Annotated in this window: 14 protein-coding genes; 5 read left to right on the top strand and 9 right to left on the bottom strand. The window is 44.4% G+C overall.

The features are described from left to right. The first annotated feature begins 131 nt into the window (after positions 1–131). The 4 genes from SPD80_RS00230 (at position 132) to SPD80_RS00215 (ending at position 5,342) form a co-directional block, all read left to right on the top strand. A complete protein-coding gene (locus tag SPD80_RS00230) occupies positions 132–629 on the top strand; it encodes an HD domain-containing protein (protein WP_320827895.1) in 498 nt (165 codons plus the stop codon). Beyond that, entirely contained in the window at positions 626–1,201 is a 576-nt protein-coding gene (locus tag SPD80_RS00225; protein ID WP_320827893.1) for a putative ABC transporter permease, read from the top strand. Before SPD80_RS00230 ends, SPD80_RS00225 begins: the two co-directional genes overlap by 4 nt. 68 nt (positions 1,202–1,269) lie before the next feature. Further along, positions 1,270–4,608 carry an ABC transporter ATP-binding protein/permease gene (locus tag SPD80_RS00220; protein ID WP_320827892.1) on the top strand — a complete coding sequence of 1,113 codons (3,339 nt, stop codon included), beginning with the start codon at positions 1,270–1,272 and terminating at the stop codon, positions 4,606–4,608. A gap of 14 nt (positions 4,609–4,622) precedes the next feature. After that, positions 4,623–5,342 (top strand): acyl-[acyl-carrier-protein] thioesterase, encoded by a 720-nt coding sequence (locus SPD80_RS00215; RefSeq protein ID WP_320827891.1) that lies wholly within the window; start codon positions 4,623–4,625, stop codon positions 5,340–5,342. Here SPD80_RS00215 and SPD80_RS00210 read toward each other — a convergent pair. The 3 genes from SPD80_RS00210 to SPD80_RS00200 are packed head-to-tail and all read right to left on the bottom strand — an operon-like array spanning position 5,339 to position 7,526. Further along, the gene (locus SPD80_RS00210; RefSeq protein ID WP_320827889.1) at positions 5,339–5,605 is read right to left on the bottom strand and encodes a hypothetical protein; all 267 of its coding nucleotides are present in this window, start codon (positions 5,603–5,605) and stop codon (positions 5,339–5,341) included. The genes SPD80_RS00215 and SPD80_RS00210 overlap by 4 nt on opposite strands. Further along, positions 5,592–6,932 (bottom strand): Y-family DNA polymerase, encoded by a 1,341-nt coding sequence (locus tag SPD80_RS00205; RefSeq protein WP_320827887.1) that lies wholly within the window; start codon positions 6,930–6,932, stop codon positions 5,592–5,594. The genes SPD80_RS00210 and SPD80_RS00205 overlap by 14 nt, the downstream gene beginning before the upstream one ends. Positions 6,933–6,941: 9 nt before the next feature. Further along, a complete protein-coding gene (locus SPD80_RS00200) occupies positions 6,942–7,526 on the bottom strand; it encodes a DJ-1 family glyoxalase III (protein WP_320827886.1) in 585 nt (194 codons plus the stop codon). 110 nt (positions 7,527–7,636) lie between these two features. Between SPD80_RS00200 and SPD80_RS00195 the strand changes: the two genes are divergently transcribed. Continuing rightward, on the top strand, positions 7,637–7,948 hold the full coding sequence (locus SPD80_RS00195; RefSeq protein ID WP_320827885.1) for an MGMT family protein: 312 nt from the start codon (positions 7,637–7,639) through the stop codon (positions 7,946–7,948). Here SPD80_RS00195 and SPD80_RS00190 read toward each other — a convergent pair. The 6 genes from SPD80_RS00190 to SPD80_RS00165 form a co-directional block, all read right to left on the bottom strand. Beyond that, positions 7,945–8,454 (bottom strand): GAF domain-containing protein, encoded by a 510-nt coding sequence (locus SPD80_RS00190; RefSeq protein WP_320827884.1) that lies wholly within the window; start codon positions 8,452–8,454, stop codon positions 7,945–7,947. The two genes, SPD80_RS00195 and SPD80_RS00190, sit on opposite strands and share 4 nt — an antisense overlap. Before the next feature lie 42 nt (positions 8,455–8,496). Then, positions 8,497–9,735, bottom strand: coding sequence for a peptidase U32 family protein (locus tag SPD80_RS00185; RefSeq protein ID WP_320827883.1), 1,239 nt, complete (start codon positions 9,733–9,735; stop codon positions 8,497–8,499). A 203-nt stretch (positions 9,736–9,938) separates the two neighbouring features. After that, complete coding sequence (locus SPD80_RS00180) at positions 9,939–10,679, bottom strand: DUF3825 domain-containing protein (RefSeq protein ID WP_320606071.1); 741 nt, start codon at positions 10,677–10,679, stop codon at positions 9,939–9,941. 98 nt (positions 10,680–10,777) lie between these two features. Beyond that, on the bottom strand, positions 10,778–11,857 hold the full coding sequence (locus SPD80_RS00175; RefSeq protein ID WP_320827882.1) for an ABC transporter ATP-binding protein: 1,080 nt from the start codon (positions 11,855–11,857) through the stop codon (positions 10,778–10,780). A 3-nt stretch (positions 11,858–11,860) separates the two neighbouring features. Then, positions 11,861–13,570, bottom strand: a complete 1,710-nt coding sequence (locus SPD80_RS00170) for an iron ABC transporter permease (protein WP_320606073.1) — start codon at positions 13,568–13,570, stop codon at positions 11,861–11,863. Positions 13,571–13,691: 121 nt separating this feature from the next. Then, positions 13,692–14,834 carry an ABC transporter substrate-binding protein gene (locus tag SPD80_RS00165; protein ID WP_320827881.1) on the bottom strand — a complete coding sequence of 381 codons (1,143 nt, stop codon included), beginning with the start codon at positions 14,832–14,834 and terminating at the stop codon, positions 13,692–13,694. Between the last annotated feature and the right edge of the window lie 128 nt (positions 14,835–14,962).

Raw genomic sequence — 14,962 nt, 5'->3', positions numbered from 1 at the left:
ATAGCAAGTTTTATTACATTTAAGTCACATTTTTTGACTTATTTCCATTTTAGGAAATAATAGTAAGTAAAGAACAACGCATAGTTGACAACAACAGTTAGCAGTACCTAGAACATCAATGAGGGCATCACATGAAATTAGCTGATATTACCGATGACTTTACACAACTTGCCGCCCCCATACTTTTGCATCCCCGTGTGCGCAGCATGGATCAATTCATCCAGCATGGTGCTACAACCACCCTTGACCACTGCATGGCTGTAGCCTACTACTCACTACTCTTTGTCCGTACCCTAAAGATTACTTGCAATGAACAGGACCTTGTCACCGCTGCGCTCTTACACGATTACTACCTCTATGACTGGCACATCAAAGACGCCTGCCCTGAAGGCCTCCACGGGTTTTCTCATCCGCGTTTGGCACTACGCAATGCTATGGCAGATTTTGAACTGTCTGAACGTGTGCAAAATGCCATCAAGCGTCACATGTTTCCCCTCACTCCCATTCCACCTAAATATCGTGAAGGCATAATCGTTTGTCTTATCGATAAGGTTTGCTCGACCTACGAGGTCTTTGTAAAAGAACCTTGGGCTTGGGCACGTCTCAAGGAGCTGGAGGCATATCTATGATGAATCTGGTTTCTAGTGCTATTACAAGTTTCTTTATATATGCCTTTTTTGGCTGGGCTTGGGAAACAGTCTACTGTTCCTATATCGAGAAACGCTTTGAGCGTCGTGGCTTTTTGTTTGGTCCCATCTGCCCCATCTATGGTGCTGGAGCCATGGGAGCGGTGTTGCTGTTGGGTTGGATTGACAACCCATTCTTGCTTTTTGTAGCTGGCGCGACACTTGCTACCATCATTGAGCTTATTACCGCACGCGCACTGCTTATAAGCTTTGGAAAACGCTGGTGGGATTATTCGCACATGCCACTTAATTACAAGGGTTACATTTGTGCACCTGCAACCGTGCTCTTTGGCGGCTTTTCTGTTGCCTGTGTACAAATAATACAACCTGCATTTATGCAGGTATTTACCGCAGTTGCCCCCCATACCCTCAACCTAGTAGCAGCAAGTTTGCTTGCTGTATGCTCCATCGATGTTCTCTGTAGTGTAGAGCGTGAACTGGGCCTTGCCCTTTACCTCAATGGAGCTAAAAACCGCATTATGTACGAACTACAAAACTACATGTATTCACGGTAAAACTCGTCTAAGTTGGTCCATGAGGGGTAGGATTATCTCAAGGATACCTTCCGCGGAAACTGGACCACATGATTGAGCTAAAAGATATTTGCAAGGCCTATACAACAGGCACATTTGTACAAACTGCACTTGACGGTGTTTCTGCCACCTTTAGAGATAATGAATTTGTAGCAATCCTTGGTCAATCTGGCTCAGGCAAGACTACCCTGCTTAACATTTTGGGTGGTCTTGACCATGCAGATAGTGGAGAGATTGTTATTAATGGCGTCTCTACCAAACAGTATAAAAGTAAAGATTGGGATACCTATCGTAACCATCATGTTGGTTTTGTTTTTCAAAGCTACAACCTGATTCCCCATCAAACTGTTTTATCTAACGTGGAGCTTGCCCTTACGCTGTCTGGTGAACATGGAACACAAAGGAAGGAGCGTGCACGCAATGCGCTTGAACGCGTAGGTCTTAAAGACCATGCTCATAAAAAGCCTAACCAGTTGTCCGGCGGCCAAATGCAGCGTGTAGCAATTGCACGTGCACTCGTCAATGACCCTGATATTGTTCTTGCAGACGAGCCCACCGGCGCTCTAGACGGCAAGACCGGTATCCAAATTATGAACCTCTTACGCGAGGTTGCCCATGACCGTCTTGTTATCATGGTCACCCATAACCCAGAGCTCGCTCAGCAGTATGCCACACGCATCATCCGTTTGCAGGATGGCAAAATTGTTGATGACTCTAGGCCTTTTACCGCTTCTAAACTAAGCGATACAGCTGCAGATACCAGCTCAACTGAAGGAACTCAACTCGCCGCAACACAAACGGATTCTGCCACAGCAAGCGCCACTCCTATTCGAAGAGTACACAAATCAGGCAAAGCCTCGATGTCTTTTCTGACTGCCTTGGGTTTATCGGCAAATAATCTCATGACTAAAAAAGGCAGAACTATTTTGACAGCGTTTGCTGGCTCAATTGGCATTATTGGCATTGCGGCAATCTTGGCCCTATCAAATGGTGTCAATGACTACATTGCCAAAACGGAAGAAAATGCCATGTCCTCCTACCCGCTAACCATTAGCGAAAATGCGGCGGACTTTACCAAATTGCTCACCACTATGACGCGCACCAATTCTGAAGCTAAGCAAAAAAACGTCAAAGACGGCCATATTGGTATTACTTCCGATGTTTCTTCCATGTTTGACACGGTCAAAAAGAATGACCTACCAGGATTTAAGGCATATATTGAATCTTCTAGCAGCAACATAAAACGTAATGCCAATGCTATTCAGTACAAATATAACGTTACTCCTCAGTTTTATCTCCCTGCAGAAAATGCCTCAACGCTACCTCTAGGAAAGGTATTGGAATCTGGCTCTCAGGGCGCTTCCATGATGGGTCTTTCTTCCAGCTTTGGTAATTCCACAACAGACTCATTCCAAGAACTCATTGATAACCATGAGATGCTCGCTTCACAATATACTGTTGTTGCTGGTACGTGGCCTACTAAATATGACGAAGCCGTGTTGGTGTTGGATAAAGATGGTCAACTATCTGACTACACCCTATACAACATTGGCGTGCTTGACCCCGATATCTTCCGTGATCTTTTGAGCAACTTAACAAAAGATAAGAAGGCTACCGTAGAGGCAGTTAAAAACGTTGACTTTACGTATGATGACGCACTCAATCTTAGCTACAAGGTGGTCAAACAGCCTGATGTGTACCAATTCAACTCTACCACCAATACCTGGTCTGACATGTCCCACGATACAGCCTACATGCGTAAGGCTATTAGTAATGGCATTACTGTCAAAGTTGTAGGTGTTATTCGTCCTGCAGAAGGTAAGTCCATTGGCTCACTTTCTCAGGGCATTGCCTACACCACCGCACTCACGCATAAACTCATGGAAGACAACGCCCAAACTGATATCGTAAAGCAACAAATTGCCAATCCTGACGTAGATGTCTTTACGGGCAAAACATTTGAGCAGCTCAAAGACAATGCAGCTCAAGACTTTGATTTAAGTAAACTCTTTACGGTTGATCAAAAGATGCTGGCCTCTGCCTTTTCTTTTGATACCGCTGCTTTGTCCAATTTAAGCTCTACACTTGATCTTTCTAAGCTCGATACCAGTGCTCTGAATGTTGACCCCACTGCTTTGAACTTAGACACCAATGCACTCACACAATCTATTACGCCTGACATGCTCTTGAAATTGATACAAGGTGCCCCTCAACCTGATTTTGAGAAACTCAGTCATATAGTAGATACGCTTGACCCCGCACAACAAAAGCAGATTACTGACATACTCCAACAAATTGCTCGTGGATTTTTACCGTGGTGGTATGCGCAACACCCTGGTGAGTCCCTTACACCAAACACGGACCTTTCTGCAGATTTGGATGCCTACTTGCAATCTGAGCTTGTTCAAACACAGCTCAGCCAAGTATCTTCCCTTGTAGGCGATGCACTCAAAACCAGCGTACAACCTTTTGCAGAAGAGTATTTTACCAAGCAATTTATTCCTTATTTGCAACAGCAGATGTCTGACCTTGCTCAGAAAGCAGCTCAAAGCATGATGGAACAAATGAGTTCTGCACTACAGTCTCAGATGACGGTAGTCTCCAATGGATTGGCAGACGCCTTGCAAAGCAATATGTCTAAGAGTGCTCAAGTGTTGCAAAATGCATTTGCCTTTAACCCCGCTGCGTTTGCCAATGCTATTCACTTTAATATGACACAAGAAGAACTCATGGCTATGTTTAGCAGCCTTTCTTCTGCCAATCGTTACTCCTATGACAGTAATTTGAGTAAGCTTGGGTATGGCACGTTGGACAAGCCAAGCGCTATTGAAATCTTCCCTAAGGATTTTGATGCAAAATCCAAAATCATGTCTGAAATTGACTCATACAATGCCAAGCTCGAAGCAGCAGGTAAATCAGATAACACCATTACCTACAGTGACCTTACTGGCACACTGATGTCTTCAGTAACTAACATTGTTAACATGATTTCCCTCGTACTCATTGCCTTTGTAAGCATTTCTTTGGTAGTAAGCTCCATTATGATTGGCATTATTACGTATATCTCCGTATTAGAACGCCGTAAGGAGATTGGTATCCTACGTGCCATGGGCGCGTCCAAACGCAACATAGCCAATGTCTTTAACGCAGAGACCTTTATTGAAGGACTCATCTCTGGCGTGTTTGCTATTTTTGTAGTTGTAGGGCTCTCTATCCCAATAAATGCCATTGTTGAACATATCAATGGCGTACACAATATCATGCAACTAGCCCCCGGTTCTGCACTTATTCTGATTCTCATCTCTATTGTATTAACGGTTATTGCAGGCATTATTCCTTCTCGTTCTGCTGCGGCAGCAGACCCTGTGGAAGCATTGCGCAGTGAATAAGAAAGGGCCTAAGCGTGTATTCATTTTCTTCTCGCATTAGATATAGTGAAACTGATGAGCAAGGTACGTTGTCTTTGGTTTCGCTCGTAAACTACCTGCAAGATTGCTCTCTTTTCCAAACCGATGAGTTAGGCATTGGGCTAGACCATCTGGCTCAAAAAGGTCTTGCATGGCTTATTGCAGGTTGGCAAATTCAAATACATACGTTGCCCCGCTATGGGCAAGACATTGTAGTAAGCACGTGGCCCACCCGCCTGCAAGGTGTTTTTGCACATCGAAACTTTACTATCTGTTCGCCCGACGGTTTTGAGTACGTTCGCGCAGATTCACTATGGTTTATGTTTGATTTTGCTAAGCAAACCCCCATTGTGCCTCCAGCGGAAGAATGGACTCCTTATATGGCACAAGTTGGTGAATCATTAGACATGCCAAAGACCTCGCGCAAGCTACGCATTGATGCCACGCTTAAAGCTGTAACAAAACCATCCTTTGTGGTGAGTGAGCAAAACCTTGATACTAACCATCATGTCAACAACGCACAATACATTGAATTTGCTCGAGCTGCCGCAGGTGATTTATCCCAGCTTAAGCGCGTGTTAGTACAATACGTCTTCTTTGCTACACTTGGAGACACCATTGTTCCTGTGGTGTATACCAGCAATGAAGGTACCACCGTAAGCCTTAATGGAACTGACGAGAAACCCTACGCCATAGTAAAGTTTCTGAACGCTTAACTAAGCCAACCAAACTCTTCATCCCAGATTGGATATGCAGCAGCTGTATCCTCTGGCGCTATTGCTTGATTATGTGCCCTATGGATACCATCTCCAGCCAATGCATTACGCTCAGCTTTTTGCTCCTGCTCACGTAAAGCTTCTGCAAAGCCCTTAAGCGGTTCAAACGGTTGAAATATTTTTGCACGATCAGCAAGGGGCATAGGAACACGTCGCGGCATATCATCTAAAAATGGCTTGCTGTTCTTGTTAGGCTTCTCCACTCCGATGCCCTCCAATCTGCCGATTACGTTCACGTGCAGTAGCCTGCGGCAGCAAATCAATACCACGCAGCAAGGCGTTTTTACCAAACCTCTTCTTCACATCATTGACCGTTTGGCTTATAGCGTATTCTTCCGATAGCTGTTGTGTATTGGAAAGCAAATCTAACTGCGTGCCTGGTGCTGTTTCATCAAGTACCTTAACAGCGGCAAGCCCCACTCTATGTACCATACGCGTAGGAAGGCACTTCTCTAAAAACAGACGTTCCACCGCTTTGCGAAGCTGTTTAGAAGAAGAAGTAGGCACTCCAAAGCTGTAGCTCCCTACAGAAGCAGGCCCCAAGCGCCGATGCAAAGCAAGAGACTTTTTAATAAGCTCACGCTCGTCTTCATGAGCAGTATAGCCAATATATACAGAAATCCCTGATGCTTGTTTGTGCTGTTCTACCAGTTGCAATGCAAGCTGATCTGCCATCTCTTTGCATACAATAAGCGCATCTTCTGGACGGTAATCACGCCCAAAAACTTGCGCTGTCGAGAAGGACTGTGTACGCGGCTTATATGCTTTTATTGCTGCCATAGTTGTTGGCTCTATGCCCCAAGCATGGTCTATAAGAATCTCTGCATCAATACCAAACTCCCGATACAAAGGCTCTATTGGGGCAGCTGCTAACTGGCCCATGGTATAAATCCCCATAGCTGCCAACCTACGAGAAATACCAGGACCTATACGCCAAAAATCTGTAAGTGGTGTATGGTTCCACAGGGTTTCTCTATAGCTTTGCTCGGTAAGTTCACCAAAGAAATCAGGGCTATGTTTAGCAGAAATATCCAATGCAATTTTTGCCAAATACATATTGGGACCCATGCCACAGGTAGCAGTAATACCGAGGGTTTGAGCAACATCTAACCGGATGGCCTCTCCCAGCTCACGCGCGGTCATGCCATATAAAGATAGGTAACCCGTAATATCAAAAAAGGCCTCATCAATCGAATAAACAAAAATGTCTTCTTTAGCAATCCACTTCAGATATACTCCGTACACTTCAGCAGAGCGCTTGATATACAAAGACATGCGTGGAGGAGCCATGATATAGCTTATATGACGTGGTATTTCAAACACGCGACAACGACCTGGCACGCCTAAAGCCTTCATAGCAGGAGACACAGCCAGACAAATAGTTTTAGCAGTGCGCGTAGGATCTGCTACAACCAAGTTAGTTGTAAACGGATCAAGACCTCGCTCAATACACTCAACTGAGGCATAAAACGATTTAAGGTCAATACACAAATAGGTTCTGTTTTGTTGTCCCTTATGTTCCTTATACATACTATGAGATTACAATGCACGCATATCCACTACACTGGTACGCACCTTTTGTACAGCTTCTTCATCCAAGTATGTACGAACAATTTCTAAAGCAAAATCCAGCGCCGTAGCCATTCCCTGGCTGGTAATAATAGTGCCATCATGAGCAACAGCAGCGGTTACAACTTGAGCACCCTGCTGTGCCAATATCTGCTGAAAGCCAGGATTAGCAGTAGCAATACGCCCTTGTAGAAGACCTAACTCAGCCAAAATGGAGGGTGCAGCGCAAATGGCAGCAAGGTTCTTTTTTAAAGCTGCAAACTCCTTAAGCGCATCGCACAGCGGCGTACACGCAGCTAAATGAGTGGTACCAGGAAGTCCTCCAGGCAAAACAAGCATGTCATACGAAGCAAAATCAAAGTCAACATCATAGATACTGCGATGGCACACAAGGGTTACGTTATGAGACGAAACAACAGTAAGTTCTGGTGTTATGGCAACCATATCACAAGGAATGCCCGCACGATAAAGAATGTCTACAACCGTGAGACCCTCAATCTCTTCCATGCCCTCAGCAAAAAACACAGCTACCCGCTTGTTAGTTTGCGCTTCCATAGTTGCCTCCCCTATCCAAACACCTGTTCTATATTGTATACTATCTTCAGAGTCAGACAAGAGCTTTGCGCAGGACGTTTTGCAAAAACTCGTAGCTTGATTGGATTGGTATGGGTCACTTTAACGAGCAGGTCTATGACATAGTTAAGCAAATACCTGCAGGTAGAGTTGCAAGTTATGGACAAGTTGCCCGCATGGTTGGCAAGCCACGCAACGCACGCTTTGTAGGCTTTGCCCTACATAGCAACCCTCAACCTGGCATTATTCCCTGTCATCGTGTGGTCTTTAAAGATGGCTCACTAGCACCAGGTTTTGCCTTTGGCGGCCCCGACGCCCAACGTATGCTGCTAGAAAAAGAAGGTATCTTATTCTTAGATGATGGCCGTGTAGATATGGAGCAGTGCAGCTGGGAAATTGCCTAGCTCATCTGTGGCTCAAACGCGGTCCAATCAATGAGTTTCTCGATAGTTGCCACTACGTCTTCCAGCATGGCAGCATCTTGTACCGAGAAGCGCGCCAAACTTGTAGAATCAATATCCAAAACGGCAATCACGCTACCAGAAGCGGTGTGTAAAGGTATAACTACCTCGGAGTTTGAAGCAGAATCACAAGCAATATGACCTGGAAATGCATGTACATCTGGTACAAGTTGTGTTGTATTAGTTGCAGCAGACGTACCACACACACCTTTGCCCCACGCAATGCGTGTGCAAGCAATTTTGCCTTGAAAAGGTCCGAGCACAAGCTCTGGTGCAGGGCTTGATGGCATGTTGGTACTAATGCCACTTTGCTTTAAGTAAAAGCCTACCCAACTCACATCGTCCATAGATTCCCACAGCAACGCCGCCACATTAGAAAGCGCAGGCAACCATGAGCTATCCGCTTGTATGAGTTCATATGCTTGTTTTGCGAGCAACGATTGGGTCATATCAGGTTCCTCATATGTAAACATTACGCGGTTAACACAAAGCTAACTCTGCTGTTTAAGACATAAAATATCTAATGGATCAACTGCAAAGGGTAGCTGGATTTTGTACGTACCCATAGCACGCGACATTATATCGGTTGGCGTGTAGGCATCATAACCATTCCACTGCTTAACCATACCAAGAACGCACTCGCGAATGGGATAGTTTGCCGACAAAACCTGCAGCTGATCGGATGCGGTAGCCTTGTTACGACAGTGCACCTGGACCTCATACATACCCTGCTCATTGGGTTTCTCGGCACAAGAAATAACAGTAGCAACCATCAGACGATCACGTACATAGTCCACGTGGCCAGGATTTTGCGTAGGATTGCCATAAAAGAAACCCGTAGAGTACGGACGATGACTTACAGCCTCAAGCTCGCTCATCCACTGTTTGGCTGGGTCACCATCCAAAACATGCCGATACGCATTAGTAACACAGGCGGTATAGTAAGCACCCTTTGCTCGGCCTTCAATTTTAATAGCAGTAACACCAGCAGCAGCAATATCATCTAAATGTTCAAGCATCCGCAGGTCATTGGAGGATAAAATATAACTCCACTTATCATCCTGCTCTATATCCATGCGACGTGTATCTGGTTTAGACTCCTCTACAAGCGTCCATCCCCAACGGCAAGGCTGCGTGCAGGCGCCTACGTTAGCACCACGCTCGCGACCCACCAACTCACTGGACAAAAAGCATCGACCCGACACTGCCATGCACATGGAGCCATGTGCAAAGACCTCAAGCTCAAGCTCGGAACTTACACGACGGTGGAGCTCAGAGATTTCTTTTAACGTCATTTCTCTAGCAAGAACAAGACGTTTTGCACCCAAGCGCAAATACTGCTCGGCAGCTAAGGCATTCATGACGGACGCCTGTGTAGAAACATGTAACTCTACATTGGGGGCATATGTTTGTACCAATGCCATGCCACCCAAGTCAGCCACAATAGCTGCATCAACACCAATCTGATTGATAAAGTCTAGATACTCGGGCAACTCATCAGTATCTTCATCGCGCATAATGGTGTTAAGCGTAAGGTGAACGCTTACACCTTTGCCATGAGCAAGCTGCACAGCTTCCTCCAACTGCGCTTTATCAAAGTTTTTACTGCGTGCACGCATACCCCATTGCTTGCCAGCTAAAAAGACTTCATGGGCACCAAAGTGCAAAGCCATTTGTAACTGCTCAGGACCACCCGCTGGTGAAAGTAATCGAAGAGGCAAAGCAGACATAGAACTCCCTGTTTCAACAACTGCTTTTTTGATGTCACTTTAAACGACAAAGGAACCACATCAAAAGATGTGGTTCCTTTGTCATAATCAAAAAAACAATCAATACAAAACAAATAGTAGTACAAAACAAAAAGATAGTAAAAATAGTATATAAATATACTACATAAACATTCATGGAAGTCAAGAAGACTCAATGCTTATTTCTATATTTTAAGCCATGCACTATCTGGTCGTGCAATTAAGCGCGCGTTATTGTACGCCATATCTAATGTTAAACACGTATGACCTAAATACTGGTTTCCTGTCTCACTTTTACTAACAACTAGCGCCAAATCAGGAACATTCGGATTAATTAAACATATGGGAATAAGAAGCTGAATACGCCCCCTATAGTATTGAGGCACGGCTGTCTTATAGTTTGCATCTATCATATGCTTTGCATGTTTTATAGCACCATCAAAGAGCATCTCTCTATTCATTCCTTCGCGTACTGACTCAGGAATGCGATTCCGGTTCTCTATATCTCCAAATATGTGTGCGTACTGGGGGCAAATTTCACAGTTTGTATCAAAAACTAAATCAGCTGGGTTTTCGAAATAATTTGCTCTTTTAGGAAGATATGATATTCCCATAGACGTCAATTGATACCCCGTATAAAAGCCATTAAGAAACCACTTTTGACGATTAGGAATCTCATTCCTTGTAAAATAGGCATAGATTGCTTCGTAGTACTCTGTATATAATCCAGTATTGAAGAGTGCATGGTCTTCTGACTGGAATATATTCCCTTCTTCAAATAATTTTAAAAAGGTATGCTTTATGTAACTTTTGAGTATCGAATTTGTTGATTGATTACTAAAATTCCATTTTTCTGGACATAGTTCAGAAAGAAATAAAATTTTACTGTCGAATCTTGGACAAAATGCAAACTCAAACAGCTCCATAACGCTCCCCTCTTTATAAACTAGATATACAAATCAATATACTGAACCCAAGCCGATGCATATAAGGTTTTCGGTGAATGTATATATCTAACAATTACTTACAAAACATGGACCTCGCTCTTCGTGAAGTTTACATAGGCCTCATCACCCACGGCATAAATCTTATGCGTGCGGGGGTTAAAGTCCGTAATCTTAATAAGGGAGTTGCCCACCATAACCTGATAATTTTGGTAGTGGCCCATAAAGCGAGATAGCACGACCTTGCAGGGTAGCACGCCTGTGTCTGCAAGCGTAGCAGACTCAGGACGCAAAACGATGCAGCATTCACTGCCCTTCTCAAGATGCTTAGAGCCTCCTACCTCAAGCTCATGGCCCTCAAACGTACAAAGCGCACTTTCTTCATTGAGCTTCTCGGTAACGGTAGCATGAAGGAAGTTGGACTCACCAATAAAGTCTGCAACAAACTCATCTATGGGGTGGTAGTACACGGTTTGCGGGTCACCAATCTGATCGACAAGACCCTTCTTCATAACAATGATGTTATCAGACAGCGCCATAGCCTCAGACTGGTCATGCGTTACATAAATAGCAGTAATGCCAGCTTCTTGCTGTATGCGACGAATTTCATTACGCATGTCTACACGTAGCTTGGCATCAAGATTGGATAAAGGCTCATCAAAGAGAAGTACGCTCGGCTCAATAACCAAAGCACGAGCTAGTGCAACACGCTGCTGCTGACCACCAGAAAGCTGATTGGTCATACGGTCTTCCATGCCCTCAAGACCAACGAGCTTAAGGATGTTAAGCACCTTCTCGCGAATAATGGCTTTATCCATTTTGCGCAGCTTAAGACCATATGCAACATTATCAAAAATGTTGTAATGAGGAAGTAGCGCATAACTCTGGAATACCATAGCAGTATCTCGCTTATTAGGTGTAAGCTCATCAATCTGCTCATCACCCAAGAAAATCTTGCCCTCATCAGGAGACTCAAAACCTGCAATCATACGCAAGATAGTGGTCTTGCCGCAGCCAGAAGGACCAAGCAAGGTTACAAACTCGCCAGGCTCAATGGTAATGTTGGCATCATGAACTGCGTAAAAGTCCTTGCCTGTCTTGGGATCTTGATAAATCTTAGAAACGTGCTCAAGACGAACGCCCTTTTTTTGCTTAGTCATGAGTTACTCCTCCTTGAGTGCTTGACTGGTTCCGAAGTGCTTCATGACCCAGTTCATTAACAAGACCGAACCGTACGTGATTACAATAAGAATAGTTGCGAATGCGCATGCCATACCATAGGAACCCTTGCCTGCAAACTCGTTAATCTGAACAGTAATGAGCAAGAACTGTGGCGTGACCAGCAAAATAACTGCGGAAATTGCGGTAATTGAACGAACGAATGCCGTAACCAAACCAGATAAAAACGAATCTTTAATAAGCGGCAGGGTTACCGTCATAAATACCGTAAAACTATCTGCACCCATATCGTAAGCAGATTCCTCAATGGACTTATCAATCTGCCGCAATGCAGAAATACCAGAGCGTGTACCAGTTGGAAGTGAGCGCACAACAAATACAATAATCAAAATCAAAGCTGTACCATAAAGACCCTGCATAAAACCTGTGTGCATAATACCACTTGAGAAACCACGAATATAGCCAACGCCTAAAACGGTACCAGGTACTGCCATTGCCAACATAGAAACCGCTTCGATAAAACCACGGAACCTAAAGCGTCGTTTAACAACAAGATAGGAAATAATCATGGAGAGAAGTGCGGTAATAGGCGCAGCTATAAGCGACAGCATAAAGGAGTCACGGAAGGCTTGCAGGCCGTGATACTTGGTAAATACCTGAGTAAACCATTTAGCTGTAAGCTCATAGTTAGAACCCCATGAACGCACAAACGAGCCATAAGGAACCATCATATACATGGCAATAACAAAGATTGCCACGCCACCGCACAAAACAGAAAGTGGAATACGCACGGAATTATCGGTAATAAGCATACGAGCGCGCGTTGCTTTACCAGAAAGCGTGGAAGTACTTTTTGCCTCCAACACATACTTTTGAACCACAAACATAAGCAGCGTAATTGCAAGCAAAACAACTGCCATAGCAGCGGCACCTTGCTTGTCATAGGCACCAGTAATTTGCAAATAAATTGACGTTGCTAAGGTGTCGTATGAGCCACCAATAATCATAGGGTTGGCAAAGTCTGCAATAGACTCAATAAAAGAAACTAAGAATGCATTACCCAAGCCAGGCAAGATTAAAGGAAGTGTAACGCTTGTAAATACTTTCCAGCGGCTTGCTCCCATATCACGCGCTGCTTCTTCCAAAGAAGGGTCAATGTTCTTAAGCAAGCCCTTGAGCATCATGTAGCACACAGGAAAGAATGTCATGGTCTGAACAATAAAGATGCCCCAAAACCCATAAATATTGTTGTCATACATACCTAACAAACTACGGGTAATAAGTCCTTTTTTACCAAACATCATAATCATAGAAAGGGACAAAACAAAGGGAGGCGATACAACAGGAAGCATCGATACCACGCGAAAGAGGATATCCATAAAACGCGTGCGCAGCTTAACGTATACCTCTACATATGCAAATAACAGACCGATAAGCGCCGACAAAATACCAACTGCAAAACCAACAGTCAAGGTATTAGAGATTGCCTTGGTAAACGAAGGTAACGCTAAAATGCGTTCGAATACCTCAAAGGTAATTCCTTGTTCTGAAACAACGGAATCCACCATAAGGATGGCAAGAGGATACAAAATAAAAAGGGTAAGAAACGCAATCAACACGATAATGGTTGTCATCAAAATCGGGTCGCCCAACAGCTTCTTTCGCTCAAGCCGAGCGCTTTGGGTCTTTGCCATGCTCATTCCTAACTTCATGCATTCATATTTGCAAGTCAAACCGGGTAGACGGACTTCCGCCTACCCGGTCTTTAGAGTAGCAAACTTAAGCGGCGTTATTGCCATAAAAGTTGTGTAGGCGCTATTCCGTCTTAAAGCGATTATCGCCACCGCCCAGAGCTTCCATGACATCCTTTACATATTGCTCGGTATGCTGCTTTGCATCCTCAAAATCGTAATCCATTACGTTGTTTGGATCCAAACCATACTTCTCTGCAATCTTAGGCTGCTGAGCATTATCAATTACCAAGAACTGATAGGCACCGTTTTCTTGAGCACGATTTACACAGGCGGGAGACAACGCATACTCAATCCAAAGCTTGGCTGCATTAGGATGGGTTGCGCCCTTAAAGATAGCGGTAGCACCAACCTCATAAGAAGCGCCAGAAGTGGGGATTTGCAAGCCAATATTGTCATGCTCCTGATCCACAATCTGATAAATGCCATCATGCAAAAAGCCAAGGCCAATGGTGCACTCACCAGTACCAATAGCCTTAGAGGGGCCAGAACCACTCTTGGTATATTGGGCAATGTTCTTATCAAGATTTACTAAATACTCAATGCCCTTATCGTGACCATATTTCTGAATAATGGTATTAACAATAAGCTTTGCAGTACCAGCGGTATTGTAGTTGGATGACCAAATAAGGCCTTTATACTTGGGGTCAGTAAGATCAGCAAAGTCTTTAGGAGCATCAATCTTTTTGCGCTCAAGCTCTTCCTTATCGTACATAATGCCCAAGATGCCCTTGTAAATGCCGTACCAATCCTTATTGGTAGACTTGAACTTATCAGAGATAAGATGAGAAGCATTTTTAGGCTCATACTGCTCAAGCAAGCCCTTAGAAGACACGACATTGTAAGGATCGGTGGTACCACCAAACCATACATCTGCAGAGGGACGACCGTTCTCCTCTTCAACCTTTGCTGCAACCTCACCAGTAGACAGACGCTGAGCCTGTACGTCAATGCCATACAACTTCTTGAAATTGTCGCACACTGCCGTCATATGCTCCTCTTCGCAGGAACCATAAACGATGAGTGTGCCCTCTTTTTGAGCAGCTTTTACAAGCTCCTCTGGAGCGCCAACAGCCTCTACCGTATTCGTGTCTGCAGTATTGGCAGGCTTGGCGTTATTATCGCCACCCTTGCTGCAGGCAGCCATACCCAGGCCAGCAACTACCGCACTAGCACCCAAGAAGTTACGACGAGTAAGGTTAATCATAAGAACTTCTTTCTCTTTTGTGTACACCCACCATGAGTGCACACAGTTCCAGTGAGACTAACTACCGCACACTAGTTTTACTCACATTGTAAACATTCATAAGCACTATTCGCCCAATGGACGATTTT

The organism is Atopobium sp. (genome assembly GCF_034113385.1).
Lineage (GTDB): Bacteria > Actinomycetota > Coriobacteriia > Coriobacteriales > Atopobiaceae > Atopobium.
Note: the sequence above shows the minus strand (reverse complement) of the source record. Positions and strands in the feature narration are given on the sequence as shown.

Bases quoted from the DNA above. Each gene is read 5' to 3' on its own strand.
- SPD80_RS00230 (WP_320827895.1), top strand. From the start codon at position 132: ATGAAATTAGCTGATATTACCGATGACTTTACACAACTTGCCGCCCCC.
- SPD80_RS00220 (WP_320827892.1), top strand. From the start codon at position 1,270: ATGATTGAGCTAAAAGATATTTGCAAGGCCTATACAACAGGCACATTT.
- SPD80_RS00185 (WP_320827883.1), bottom strand. From the start codon at position 9,735: ATGTCTGCTTTGCCTCTTCGATTACTTTCACCAGCGGGTGGTCCTGAG.
- SPD80_RS00205 (WP_320827887.1), bottom strand. From the start codon at position 6,932: ATGTATAAGGAACATAAGGGACAACAAAACAGAACCTATTTGTGTATT.
- SPD80_RS00195 (WP_320827885.1), top strand. From the start codon at position 7,637: ATGGGTCACTTTAACGAGCAGGTCTATGACATAGTTAAGCAAATACCT.
- SPD80_RS00170 (WP_320606073.1), bottom strand. From the start codon at position 13,570: ATGGCAAAGACCCAAAGCGCTCGGCTTGAGCGAAAGAAGCTGTTGGGC.
- SPD80_RS00190 (WP_320827884.1), bottom strand. From the start codon at position 8,454: ATGACCCAATCGTTGCTCGCAAAACAAGCATATGAACTCATACAAGCG.
- SPD80_RS00200 (WP_320827886.1), bottom strand. From the start codon at position 7,526: ATGGAAGCGCAAACTAACAAGCGGGTAGCTGTGTTTTTTGCTGAGGGC.
- SPD80_RS00225 (WP_320827893.1), top strand. From the start codon at position 626: ATGATGAATCTGGTTTCTAGTGCTATTACAAGTTTCTTTATATATGCC.
- SPD80_RS00165 (WP_320827881.1), bottom strand. From the start codon at position 14,834: ATGATTAACCTTACTCGTCGTAACTTCTTGGGTGCTAGTGCGGTAGTT.
- SPD80_RS00175 (WP_320827882.1), bottom strand. From the start codon at position 11,857: ATGACTAAGCAAAAAAAGGGCGTTCGTCTTGAGCACGTTTCTAAGATT.
- SPD80_RS00180 (WP_320606071.1), bottom strand. From the start codon at position 10,679: ATGGAGCTGTTTGAGTTTGCATTTTGTCCAAGATTCGACAGTAAAATT.